Genomic DNA, 12,433 nt, shown 5'->3' with positions numbered 1-12,433 from the left:
GCCGCTGGCGTGTCCGTTTTTGCTGAACAATCAGTGCTTTGTATCGCGTCTGACAAGTTGGTCCGGATATTGCTATCTCCCTGTTAGAACAGCTACAGGCGGCAAGCGTCTGTCAGAGGAGGATGACTGTGGACAAGTTGCTTTACGTTGCGATGAGCGGTGCATCTGAAAACGCCGTTGCGCAAAAGGCTCATGCCAACAACCTGGCAAACGTATCGACCAATGGCTTCATGCGTGACTTGGAGCAGGCGCGTTCGATGCCGGTATTTGGCGAGGTTCAGCCTTCGCGTGCCTATGCCATGAGCGAACGTCCCGGTACTGACTTCAGTGGCGGCGCATTGATCGAAACCGGTCGCGAACTGGATATCGCGGTCAAGGGGGATGGCTGGATTGCCGTTCAGACCCCTGACGGTGGTGAGGCTTATACCCGTAGCGCAGGCATGAATATTGATGCCGTGGGTGTGCTTCGTGCTGGCAACGGTTTGCCGGTCATGGGCAACGGCGGTCCTATTGCCGTGCCGCCTCAGCAGCAAATTGAAATCGGCGCCGACGGCACCATCAGCGTTCGTTCGTTGGGTGAAAGCGCTCAGGTGATGGCCCAGGTAGACCGCATCAAGCTGGTCAGACCTGACGTGTCCACCATGGAAAAAGGTCCTGATGGCTTGATCCACCTCAAGAGCGGTGCCGCTGCTCCGGCAGATGCCAACGTTCAGGTCGAGTCGGGTTTCCTGCAGGCCAGCAACGTTAATGCCGTGGAAGAAATGACCGCCGTGCTTGCGCTGTCCCGCCAGTTTGAATTGCACGTCAAGATGATGAAAACCGCCGAGACCAATGACGAGTCCGCGACTCGCATCTTGCAAGGCTAACGATTGATAGCTTGCGTCGATGATCCGACGCTCGAGGAGATTCAAGAATGCTTCCAGCACTGTATGTAGCCAAAACCGGTCTTGCCGCTCAGGACATGAACCTGACGACCATTTCCAACAACCTGGCAAACGTGTCGACCACTGGCTTTAAAAGTGATCGTGCTGAATTCCAGGACCTGCTTTATCAGATCAAGCGCCAGCCGGGTGCTCAGTCGACCCAGGACAGCGAATTGCCGTCGGGTCTGCAACTGGGTACCGGTGTGCGCATTGTCGGCACGCAGAAAAACTTCACTGCCGGTAGCCTGGAAACCACCGAGAACCCGCTCGACATCGCGGTCAACGGTCGTGGTTTCCTGCAGATCATGCAGCCGGACGGCACTATCGCTTACACCCGTGACGGTACTTTCCACCTGGACGGCAACGGCCAGATCGTGACCGCCAACGGTTACGCGCTGGAGCCTGCAATCGTGGTTCCGCAAAACGCCCAGACCTTCACGGTCGGTCAGGACGGCACTGTGTCGATCACCCTGGCGGGTGCTGCTGCAACGCCGCAGATCATCGGCAACATCCAGACTGCTGACTTCATCAACCCGGCCGGTTTGCAGGCTCAGGGCGGCAACCTCTTCCTGGAAACTGCCTCCAGCGGTGCACCACAAGTCGGTACGCCTGGTTTGAACGGTCTGGGTACTACGTTGCAGAACACCCTGGAAGCTTCCAACGTCAGCACCGTTGAAGAGCTGGTGAACATGATCACCACTCAGCGCGCTTACGAGATGAACTCCAAGGTCATCTCCACCGCTGACCAGATGCTGCAGAACCTGACGCAGAATCTGTAACACCTTGATGTACCTGTTTGACCTGTTGCTGTACCCGCTCAATTCGACGAGGCGTCTGCCTGACGCCTGCTACACCGCGAGGTTTTAAGTGTCATGAAACGGCTATCTGTTCTGCGGTTTTCAATGTTGGTGGTGCCATTCTGTGGAGTTGCTCTGCTGGCAGGCTGCGTTGCGCCCAATGCCAAACCTAATGACCCTTATTACGCGCCGGTGATGCCGCGTACACCGCTGCCCGCTGCGGCGAACAACGGTTCGATTTATCAGGCAGGTTTTGAGCAGAACATGTACGGCGATCGCAAGGCTTTCCGCGTGGGCGACATCATCACCATTACCCTGTCGGAGCGTATGGCGGCGAGCAAGGCAGCCAGTTCGGCCATCACCAAAGACAGCACCGCCAATATCGGTCTGACCTCGCTGTTTGGTTCCAGCCTGGTCACCAACAACCCGATTGGTCGTAACGATTTGAGCCTGAGTGCAGGCTACAACGGTGCGCGTTCTACTGAAGGCGATGGCAAGGCTGCGCAGAGCAACAGCTTGACCGGTTCGGTCACGGTCACTGTTGCCGACGTGATGCCTAACGGCATTCTCGCCGTGCGTGGCGAGAAGTGGATGACCCTGAACACCGGTGATGAACTGGTGCGTATTGCGGGTCTGGTTCGCGCTGATGACATCGCCACCGATAACACCGTTTCGTCCACTCGCGTGGCCGATGCGCGCATTACGTATTCAGGTACTGGTGCATTTGCCGATTCGAGCCAGCCAGGCTGGTTTGACCGGTTCTTCCTCAGCCCGTTGTTCCCTTTCTGATAGCGGGATAAACATGATCAATCTCAAGCAACTGCTCGCGGCCGCACTGTTGTTGTCCGCCGCGTTCGGCGCTCAAGCCGAGCGTCTGAAGGACATCGCCAGTATTTCCGGCGTACGGGCCAACCAGTTGATCGGTTATGGTCTGGTAGTCGGTCTCAATGGTACGGGTGACCAGACCACGCAGACCCCGTTCACCTTGCAGACCTTCAACAACATGCTGGCTCAGTTCGGCATCAAGGTGCCAGCCGGTTCTGGCACCGTGCAGTTGAAGAACGTTGCAGCGGTAGCGGTGTACGCAGACTTGCCTGCGTTCGCCAAGCCGGGGCAGACCGTCGACATCACTGTGTCGTCGATTGGTAACTCGAAAAGTTTGCGCGGCGGTGCGTTGTTGATGACCCCCATGAAAGGTGTCGACGGCAACGTCTATGCGATTGCTCAGGGCAACCTGGTGGTGGGCGGTTTTGATGCTGAAGGCCGAGACGGTTCGAAGATCACCGTCAACGTTCCGTCGTCCGGTCGTATTCCTGGCGGCGCCTCGGTAGAGCGCGCTGTACCAAGCGGTTTCAACCAGGGTAATACGCTGACGCTGAACCTGAACCGTTCGGACTTCACCACCGCCAAGCGCGTGGTGGACAAGATCAATGATCTGCTCGGCCCGGGTGTTGCCCAGGCGCTGGATGGCGGTTCGGTGCGTGTGACTGCGCCGCTGGATCCGGGGCAGCGTGTCGACTATCTGTCGGTGCTGGAAAACCTCGAAATCGATCCGGGTCAGACCTCTGCCAAAGTCATCATCAATTCGCGTACCGGTACCATCGTGATTGGTCAGAACGTCAAGGTTTCGCCTGCGGCTGTTACGCACGGCAGCCTGACAGTGACCATTACCGAAGACCCGATTGTCAGCCAGCCAGGACCGCTGTCCGGTGGTCAGACGGCTGTGGTGCCGCGCTCCAAGCTGAATGCGCAGCAAGAGCTGCACCCGATGTTCAAGTTCGGCCCTGGTACTACCCTGGACGAGATCGTCCGTGCGGTTAACCAGGTGGGCGCTGCGCCCGGCGACTTGATGGCAATCCTTGAAGCCTTGAAGCAGGCCGGCGCGTTGCAAGCCGACCTGATCGTGATCTGAGGACGTTGTCGATGGATATGCCCAAGGGCCCGATTTCTTCAGCGGTCGATTCAGGTGCCTACACCGACCTCAATCGCCTGAACTCGTTGAAAACCGGTGATGTGAACAGCGACGCCAACCTGAAAAAGGTTGCGCAAGAATTCGAGTCGCTGTTTGTCAGTCAGATGCTCAAGGCAATGCGCTCCGCCAACGAAGTGCTGGCCAAGGACAACCCAATGAATACTGCCGCAACCCGGCAGTATCAGGACATGTACGACCAGCAGCTCTCGGTGACGTTATCCGGTCGTGGTAACGGTATCGGGCTGCAGGATGTGCTGATGCGTCAGCTGTCCAAGACTCGCAACATGCACACGGCAGCAACCGCTGATGCGGCAAAAGGCGATGCTTCGACTGCTGCAAACGGTCTGGCTGCCAGCGTTCAGCAGCGGCCGTTGTGGGCAACCCGTTCGGCGGCGAGTGACAAGTCCGCCGTTGTCGCCGAAGGGCGCAACGATATGGCTGCGCTCAATTCCCGGCGTCTGGCGTTGCCGAGCAAGCTTACTGATCGATTGCTGGCGGGCATCGTGCCGGCTGGCGCTACCGAGTTGTCGCCTGTTGCCCGCACTAATGTGGCGAGCAAAAGCAGTGGCAATGGCGACTGGACAATGGACCCGAATCTGGCTCCTGCGACACCGCAGTACGTGCGCAGCATGGCTCAGCCGCCATTGGCTCCGGCCAAGCGCGCGTTCGGTAACTCTGATGAGTTCATGGCGACGATGTTGCCACTGGCCAAGGACGCTGCTGCGCGCATTGGCGTGGATCCGGCGATATTGGTGGCGCAGGCTGCGCTGGAAACCGGCTGGGGTAAATCGATCATGCGTCAGCAGGACGGTAGCAGTAGCCACAACCTGTTTGGCATCAAGGCCACGGGTAGCTGGAACGGTGCGCAAGCCCGGGCAATTACCAGTGAGTTCCGTGACGGCAAGATGGTCAAGGAGACGGCGGACTTCCGTTCCTACGACTCCTTCGCAGACAGCTTCCATGACCTGGTAAGCCTGTTGCAGAACAACAATCGCTATAAAGAAGTGGTTAATTCTGCCGATAACCCGGAACAGTTTGTAAAAGAGTTGCAGAAGGCTGGATACGCTACGGATCCAGACTATGCCAGCAAGATTTCGCAGATTGCGAAACAGATGAAGAGTTACCAGAACTACGCCGCCGCTACGGGCTCTTCCACGACTTTATAAGGTTTTAATCATGTCGCTGCTTTCAATTGGGTTGTCCGGGATTAACGCGAGCAGTGCCGCGATCAATACCATCGGTAACAACACGGCTAACGTGGATACCGCGGGTTATTCGCGTCAGCAGGTGATGACCACTGCATCGGCACAGCGCAATATCGGTATCGGTGTTGGCTTCATTGGCACAGGCACAACCCTGTCCGATGTGCGCCGCATCTACAACAGCTACCTTGACGCCCAATTGCAGTCGAGTACCTCTCTCAGTGCCGACGCGGTTGCCTATTCCGGACAGGCCAGCAAGACCGACACCTTGCTGTCTGACAGCACGACCGGCGTGGCGGCGCAACTGTCGAAGTTCTTCACTGACCTGGCGGCCATTGGGACTAACCCTACGCAGTCTGCCGAGCGCTCGGCATTCCTGACCCAGGCCAATGCATTGTCTGCCCGATTCAATTCGGTGGCAGCGCAGTTGTCCTCGCAAAACGAGAACGTCAACGCACAGCTGGATACCTACACAAAGCAAGTCAACGAACTGACAACGACGATTGCCAGCCTGAACAAGCAGATCTCTCAGGCCTCTGCCGGCAATACATCGCCGAACAGCTTGCTCGACTCGCGTGGCGAAGCGGTTCGTCAGCTCAATGAGCTGGTGGGCGTGAAGGTTATCGAAACCAACGGCAATTTCGACGTTTATACCGGTACCGGTCAGTCGCTGGTCAGCGGCGGCACCTCGTACCAGATGAATGCAGTGCCAAGTAAAGACGATGCGCTGCAGTACAACCTGCAGATCACCTACGGGCACAATTCCACAGACGTGACGTCGGCTTTGACCGGCGGCTCCATCGGTGGGCTGTTGCGTTATCGTTCGGAAGTGTTGACCCCCGCTACCAATGAGCTTGGGCGAGTGGCAATCGTGCTGGCCGACAAGATCAACAGTCAGCTCAGACAGGGTATCGACAGCAAAGGCAACATGGGCACGCCGCTGTTCAACAGCATCAACAGTGATGCGCTGATCAGTCAGCGTAGCATTGGCGCCATGACCAACAGCGCTGGCTCCGGCAACCTGGACGTGACCATCACGAGCTCCAGTGCGCTGACCGCCGACAATTACGAAGTCACTATTGGTTCAGATGGCGACAGTTACACCCTGCGCCGCTTGCCTAATGGCGAGACGGTAGGCACCGGCGCGCTGAGTGATGATCCGCCGAAGGAGTTTGAAGGCTTCAAGATGAGCCTTCATGATCCGCTGACCGCCACTGTCGCCGCGGGCGATACGTTCAAGATATCGCCGACCGGTAACGGGGCTTCCGGCATCGCCGTAGCCTTGACCGATCCTAAGGACATCGCTGCAGCTGCGCCGCTGACGGCCACGGCGGGCGCTGGCAACACCGGCACCGGCGGCTTCACGCAGCCGACGATTACCAGTGCGCCGGACATCTACAACCCGACAAAACTGGCTGATTGGCAGGGCGCGGTCAAAGACTCGACGCCAATGCGTCTGGTCATGGGCGCCGCCACCGGTGGCGTACAGACTTACTCGTTGCTGAATGCTTCGGGCAGTCCGGTGCTGGATCAGAGCGGTAATGCCATCACCGGCACCATCGTCCAGGGCCAGACCAACACTATTAAGCTCAATGTGGGCTACACGGACAACAGCACCACGCCGACCTCGCAAACCGCGTTGACGGTCGAGATGAGCATCTCCGGTACACCTCAACCCAACGATACTTTCACCATCGGCATGACCGGCGCTGGCTCTGCGGATAACCGTAACGCTATTGCCAGTGTTGCCTTGCAAACTGCCAAAACTGTGGGTGTTAACAACGGTGGGGTAGGCACAAGCCTGTCAGGCGCTTATGGCGATCTGGTTTCCACTGTCGGCACCCGTGCCAGTCAGGGCAAGAGCGACGTGACGGCTACCGCTGCCGTGTTGACCCAGGCCAAATCTGCACGTGATTCAGTGTCGGGCGTATCGCTGGATGAAGAAGCGGCCAACCTGATCAAGTATCAGCAGTACTACACCGCGTCTTCGCAGATTATCAAGGCGGCGCAATCCATTTTCAGCACGCTGCTCAACAGTCTTTAAGGAGTCGTAAATCATGCGTATTTCCACTACTCAGTTTTACGAGGTTTCGACCCAGAACTATCAGCGTAGCTACGCCAACGTGGTCAAGACTGGTGAGGAAGTCTCCAGCGGGATCAAGCTGAACACGGCGAGTGACGACCCTGTCGGCGCTGCACGCGTACTGCAACTGGCTCAGCAGAACTCGATGCTGACGCAGTACAAGTCGAACATCAGTGTGATCAACAACAATATTGCCAACAGCGAGACGGCGCTGGACAGCATTATTTCCTCGATGCAGGCCGCCCGCGAGTTGATCGTCAAAGCGGGTAACGGCTCGTACACCGATGCGGATCGGGTCTCCACCGCCGGTGAGCTCAAGCAACTGCAGAGTCAGATTCTGGGTTTGATGAACACCCAGGACTCCAACGGCCAGTACATCTTTTCCGGCAGCAAGTCTTCCATGCCGCCGTATACGCTCAACTCCGACGGCACCTACAGCTACGTCGGCGATCAGACCACGATGGATCTGGCTGTGGGCGACGGCCTCAAATTACCGAGCAACGTTACCGGTTTCGAAGCCTTCGAGAAGTCTTTCGGCGCTGTGCGTACCTCATCGACGCTCACCAGCGGCCCCAGCGACGGTAAAGTGGCGTTGTCCGGCGGGCTATTGAAGTCCACCAATGCTTACAACGCAGCTTTCCAGGGTGGCGAGCCTTATTCGATCACTTTTACCAGTGGGACTCAGCTCAAGATCACTGACAACACGGGCAATGATGTCACTTCCGAGGCCTCGACGGCCGGTGTCTTTGATTACAGCAAAGGTGATACTCAGTCGTTCACGTTCCGTGGTATCGAACTGGGCTTCAACATCAATCTTTCAGAGGCTGATAAGGCTTCACCGGCGGCGGCGACAGCAGCGCTCACAGTGCCTGCTCGCACCTATTCGGTGGCGTCTACCCTGGACAGCATCACCACCTCGCGCAGCCCGGGTAACCCCTCGACGACCACCATCAGCAATTCCCAGGTCGGTTCGAGCGCAACTGACAAGGCAGCCTATAACACGACGTTCCCGAGCAGTGGTGCAACGCTTCGTTACTCCGGCACCAATGGCTATGAGCTTTATGCCTCACCGTACGTTGTGGGTAATACGCCGGTTTCTACAGGGGTCGTTACCAGTACTGCGGTTAGCGCCAACGGCATCAATTTCACTGTGCCGGGCAGCACGCCTGCGGACGGCGATACGTTCACTAACCCAAATAACCCTGCGGTTACGTTGCGTTTTTCCTCCACTGATGGTTATGAGCTTTATAACGCGCCGTACAACACTGGCGACACACCAATCGGCACCGGAGCAATTACCGGCACCGTGGTGAAAGCGGCGGGGGTGGAGTTCACGATGGCCGGCAACAATCCGGTGGATGGCGACGTCTATACCGTTCAGGCGGGCAATCACCAGACGCAGAACGTACTCAACACCTTGTCCGCAGCGATCAAGGCGATGACGACACCGAGCAACGGTGACATCACCGTCGCGCAGGGAATCAATGCGGCCCTCACGGCTGCGCTGGGCAACATCACCAATAATATCGAGACTGCTTCGACTGCGCGGTCCATTGGTGGTGCGAATCTGGTAGCGGCAGACGCTCAAGGGACAACCAACGAGTTGCTTCTGGGTAACAACGAAGTCGAGTCTGGCAAGATCGTCAACACTGACCTGGTGGAAGCCACTACTCGCCTGACGTTGCAGCAGACTATGTTGCAGGCCTCGCAGACAGTCTTCACCCAGCTTTCCAAGTTGAATCTGTTCAGCCAGCTGTAAAAACGCTAGCGTACGAGCATTGGCCGTTTTTTTTCAGCGGTACGGGGAGCCGGTCGACTGGCTGGTTCCTCACCGCTCGTGAGTCCGCATTGTGAATTCAGCTCCCCTTGTCAGCATTGTCATCCCCGCCTTCAATCCGCGTTTTTTCCGGGCCGCGTTACAGAGCGCCCTCGATCAGACCTACGTAAATCTTGAGATCATCGTGTGTGACGACTGCGTCACCGGCGAGATCAAAGCGATCTACGACACGCTGGTGCCTCCTGAAGGCGGTATTTGCCGCTATGTAGCCAACCCGTATCGTCTGGGTCTTCAGCAAAACTTCCTGCGTTGCCTGAAAGAAGCCCAGGGCGAGTTCATCAAGTTTCTGTGTGACGATGACTGGATCTCGCCGACCTGTATCGCCATTCAGGCTGCCGCGCTAAGCGAATATCCGGACGTTAATCTGGTTGTTGCAAAGCGTCATCTGGTGGACGTGCAGGAGTATGTACTGCCCCTGCGGATGGGGAACGTGGGCCTTTCGCCTTACAGCGCTGTGTACCGGGGCGTGGACTTGCTCGCCATGTTCGAGAGAGCACCACGCAACTTGCTTGGTGGTTTCAGTGGCAGCCTGATGCGCCGTGCGGACGTTCTGGAATACTTGCCATCGCTAGCGCAAGAGGGCGAAGGGTTTGTCGCACTGCTGGACTTCACTCTGTTCATCTGCCTGCTTCGCCGCGGCAATCTGGTTGAACTGATCAGCATTGAAAGTACTGAGCGAGTCCATCCTGATCGTTTCAGTAATAAGCCTGGCATTTACCAGAAGGCGACCCAGGAGTGGGAGTGGCTCAAGCTGATGCTGGCCGCTCGAACAGGCGAGAGCGCCCCGCAATCCGGGTGGGTCCGTCATATTGCACTGAGTGATCGCGGACCTGAGGAGGAGTGGGACGAATTCAACCTGTATGCGGTTATGGCGGATCGTCAGGGGGTGTTGAACGGGCGTGTTGGCAGCGAAAGTGAAAGCTTCAGCCAGCTGTATGCCCAGTGGCTGGCCTGTAGGCAATTCAATCCACTGCAGAAAAGGCTCAATGCGCGTCGTGCCGCCGCCTGGACCTGGCGTCCGCGAATTGTGACGGTAGTGGTCGATGTTCAGCCTGATCCTAACCTGCTGGACATGACGCTGCAGAGTATTGCCGGCCAGGATTATGCTGCTGAAGCAGTGATACTGTTGAGCAATGCCGAGAACATTGATAAGCATGACGTGGTGCGTTATCCGCTACAGAGCAACTGGTCGCGGCAGCTTAATGAAGTGCTGGCGCCATTGGATAATGCTGACTGGTTTTACCTGTTGCGGTCCGGTGATGTACTTCGATCCCCGGCGTTGATGATCCTTGCCGAACGTATCGTGCACATGCCGCATGTTAGCTGTGTATATAGCGACGAAGGCGCACTGGATGCAGACGAGAAGTCGGTGGACTCGGTCTTCAAGCCTGATTTCAACCTCGACTTGCTGCGTGGCTATCCTTATGTTGGCCGCGCCTTGGCATTTCAGCGGCAGTGCATCCTGGACATGGGGGGCTTGAACCCGGAGTACGGTGAACTTGCACCCCACGATGCCATTTGGCGACTGGTCGAAAGTCAAGGCACGCAGGCGATCGAACACATTGCCGAACTGCAGGTCGAGTCGCACCTGTCTTACTCTCACTGGTTGTCCTTACCTGAAGTGGTTGAGCAAAGTGAGCCGATACTGTCGGCGCACTTGCAGCGTATTGGCGTGGAGCATGTGGTTCATCATGGGCAATTGCCGCTGCTGAACCGGGTCGAGTATCTGCACCCCGTGCGTCCGCTGGTTTCGATCATCATTTCCGTCAAGGACCAGTTGGCTGCTCTTGAGCGCTGCGTCGACAGCCTGTTCAGCAAGACTGCATATGTGAACTACGAGGTCTTGCTCGTTGATAAAGGCAGTGAAAGCGCCGAGACGCGTGATTGGCTGGCTGCAATGGGATCGTTGGGAAGTGACAAACTGCGGGTGCTTGCCTACGAGGGCAGCACCAACGAAGCCGCGACCTTCAACTATGCCGCAGAGCAGGCACGGGGTGAGTATCTGGTTTCCCTCAGCCCGCATATTGTCATGCATGATTCGGACTGGCTGGACAACCTGCTCACTCATGCACAGCGCCCCGAGGTCGGTGTTGTTGGTGCCCGGATACTGAGTCTGGAAGGCACCGTGCTTCATGCAGGAACGGTGCTGGGTATGCAGGGGTTGGCGGGTAAACCTTTTACCAATGCATCGGTAACTGAGCCTGGCTACATGTATAGGCTGCAAATGGCGCAAAACTGGAGTGCGGTCAGCGGTAATTGCCTGATTGTTCGCCGGGATGTGTTTGATGCCATCGAGGGGATGGATGAAGCGGCCTTCAGTCAGGGGCTTCAGGACATTGACCTGTGCCTCAAGGCCGGACAAAGCGGTTACCTGGTGGTCTGGACACCTGACGCCAGTGTCGTGTGGGTCGAGCCTGCTGCCGGTGCGCTTGCCATTGCATTCCCGGAGCGGGTTGAAGATGAACAGCAGCGTTTTTACAAACGCTGGCTGCCCGCTATTGCCCGAGATCCTGCCTATAACCAGAACCTGAGTCTGGATGGCGGCGCAGGATTTGATCTTGAGCCCGGACGAGTTGCTGGCTGGGACCCGTTCTGCGGTCGACGCGAACCGTCAGTGCTGGCGCTGGCAATTAACCAGACCGCCGTTGGGCATTATCGTGTAACCCAGCCGTTTCTTGAGCTGCAGGCGGCAGGTCGCATTGTCGGGCGCACTGGCTTTGACGCACCCTCTATCGTCGAGTTGCAACGTCAATCGCCAGACGTCGTGGTCTTTCAAGGCTGCTACTCGGAAGTCAGGCTTCCTAACGTCGTCAAGGTCAAAGCCCACTCTCAGGCAATGCGGATCTTTGAGCTGGATGATTACGTCGTCAAGGTCCCGGCCAAGAACGATCATGTGCGCTCGATGCCTCGTAACCTAGAGGCCAACTTGCGCCGGGGCATTGGCATGTGTGACAGGGTCGTTGTGTCGACCTATCCGCTGGCCCAGGCATTGGAAGGCATGCACAGCGATATCCGGGTCGTGCCCAATATGTTGGCCACTCACCTTTGGAGCAACTTGCACAGCAAGCGTCGCACGTCTACCAAGCCTCGTGTGGGTTGGGGAGGGGGAACCAGTCACCGGGGAGATCTGGAAGTCATCGCCGAGGTGGTGCGCGAGCTGGCCGACGAGGTCGAGTGGGTGCTCTTCGGCATGTGTCCCGATGCACTCAAACCGTATATCCATGAGTTCCACCCGGGTATCAGCCTGGATACTTACCCGGCGAAGCTGGCGAGCCTGAACCTGGATCTGGCGTTGGCTCCTCTGGAATTTCATATCTTCAATGACTGCAAAAGCAATCTGCGCTTGCTTGAGTATGGTGCTTGCGGTTACCCAGTGATCTGTACGGATACCGAAGCCTACCGAGGCCACTTGCCTTGCACGCGGGTTTACAGCAACAGTACGCAAGAGTGGTTGCAGGCCATCCGGATGCACTTGTCAGATCCGGACGCAAGCTATCGTATGGGCGATGAGTTGCGAGAGGCCGTGCTGCGCGACTTTATGTTACGCGGAGAAAATCTGCAGTATTGGGTCAACGGCTGGCTGCCGGACTGACCCTTAAGTAAACACGCCGCAGACCGC

8 protein-coding genes are annotated in these 12,433 nt (G+C 57.3%); all 8 read left to right on the top strand.

From position 1 onward, the window contains the following. Positions 1–128: 128 nt before the first annotated feature. The 8 genes from ACYASS_RS18095 to ACYASS_RS18060 all read left to right on the top strand — a co-directional run bounded on the left by ACYASS_RS18095 (position 129) and on the right by ACYASS_RS18060 (position 12,406). Positions 129–866, top strand: a complete 738-nt coding sequence (locus ACYASS_RS18095) for a flagellar basal body rod protein FlgF (RefSeq protein WP_122665686.1) — start codon at positions 129–131, stop codon at positions 864–866. Between the two features lie 47 nt (positions 867–913). Then, positions 914–1,702, top strand: a complete 789-nt coding sequence (gene flgG / locus ACYASS_RS18090; RefSeq protein WP_243246771.1) for a flagellar basal-body rod protein FlgG — start codon at positions 914–916, stop codon at positions 1,700–1,702. 123 nt (positions 1,703–1,825) lie between these two features. Further along, on the top strand, positions 1,826–2,509 hold the full coding sequence (gene flgH / locus ACYASS_RS18085) for a flagellar basal body L-ring protein FlgH (RefSeq protein ID WP_238599626.1): 684 nt from the start codon (positions 1,826–1,828) through the stop codon (positions 2,507–2,509). A gap of 13 nt (positions 2,510–2,522) precedes the next feature. Continuing rightward, positions 2,523–3,632 (top strand): flagellar basal body P-ring protein FlgI, encoded by a 1,110-nt coding sequence (locus ACYASS_RS18080; RefSeq protein WP_463587113.1) that lies wholly within the window; start codon positions 2,523–2,525, stop codon positions 3,630–3,632. Between the two features lie 11 nt (positions 3,633–3,643). Beyond that, positions 3,644–4,858, top strand: coding sequence for a flagellar assembly peptidoglycan hydrolase FlgJ (gene flgJ / locus ACYASS_RS18075; protein WP_243246772.1), 1,215 nt, complete (start codon positions 3,644–3,646; stop codon positions 4,856–4,858). A 10-nt stretch (positions 4,859–4,868) separates the two neighbouring features. Then, positions 4,869–6,938: a flagellar hook-associated protein FlgK gene (gene flgK, locus ACYASS_RS18070; RefSeq protein WP_463587112.1), complete on the top strand. Its 2,070-nt coding sequence runs from the start codon at positions 4,869–4,871 to the stop codon at positions 6,936–6,938. 13 nt (positions 6,939–6,951) lie between these two features. Next, positions 6,952–8,736 (top strand): flagellar hook-associated protein 3, encoded by a 1,785-nt coding sequence (locus ACYASS_RS18065; protein WP_463587111.1) that lies wholly within the window; start codon positions 6,952–6,954, stop codon positions 8,734–8,736. Between the two features lie 91 nt (positions 8,737–8,827). Then, complete coding sequence (locus tag ACYASS_RS18060) at positions 8,828–12,406, top strand: glycosyltransferase (RefSeq protein ID WP_463587110.1); 3,579 nt, start codon at positions 8,828–8,830, stop codon at positions 12,404–12,406. Positions 12,407–12,433 lie beyond the last annotated feature (27 nt).

Source organism: Pseudomonas sp. HP_14 (assembly GCF_055283875.1).
The sequence above is the reverse complement of the archived record's forward strand: the minus strand, read 5'-3'. Positions and strand labels throughout refer to the sequence as shown.

Coding starts and splice junctions, on each gene's coding strand:
- flgG (WP_243246771.1), top strand. CDS start 914: ATGCTTCCAGCACTGTATGTAGCCAAAACCGGTCTTGCCGCTCAGGAC.
- flgH (WP_238599626.1), top strand. CDS start 1,826: ATGTTGGTGGTGCCATTCTGTGGAGTTGCTCTGCTGGCAGGCTGCGTT.
- ACYASS_RS18080 (WP_463587113.1), top strand. CDS start 2,523: ATGATCAATCTCAAGCAACTGCTCGCGGCCGCACTGTTGTTGTCCGCC.
- flgJ (WP_243246772.1), top strand. CDS start 3,644: ATGGATATGCCCAAGGGCCCGATTTCTTCAGCGGTCGATTCAGGTGCC.
- flgK (WP_463587112.1), top strand. CDS start 4,869: ATGTCGCTGCTTTCAATTGGGTTGTCCGGGATTAACGCGAGCAGTGCC.
- ACYASS_RS18065 (WP_463587111.1), top strand. CDS start 6,952: ATGCGTATTTCCACTACTCAGTTTTACGAGGTTTCGACCCAGAACTAT.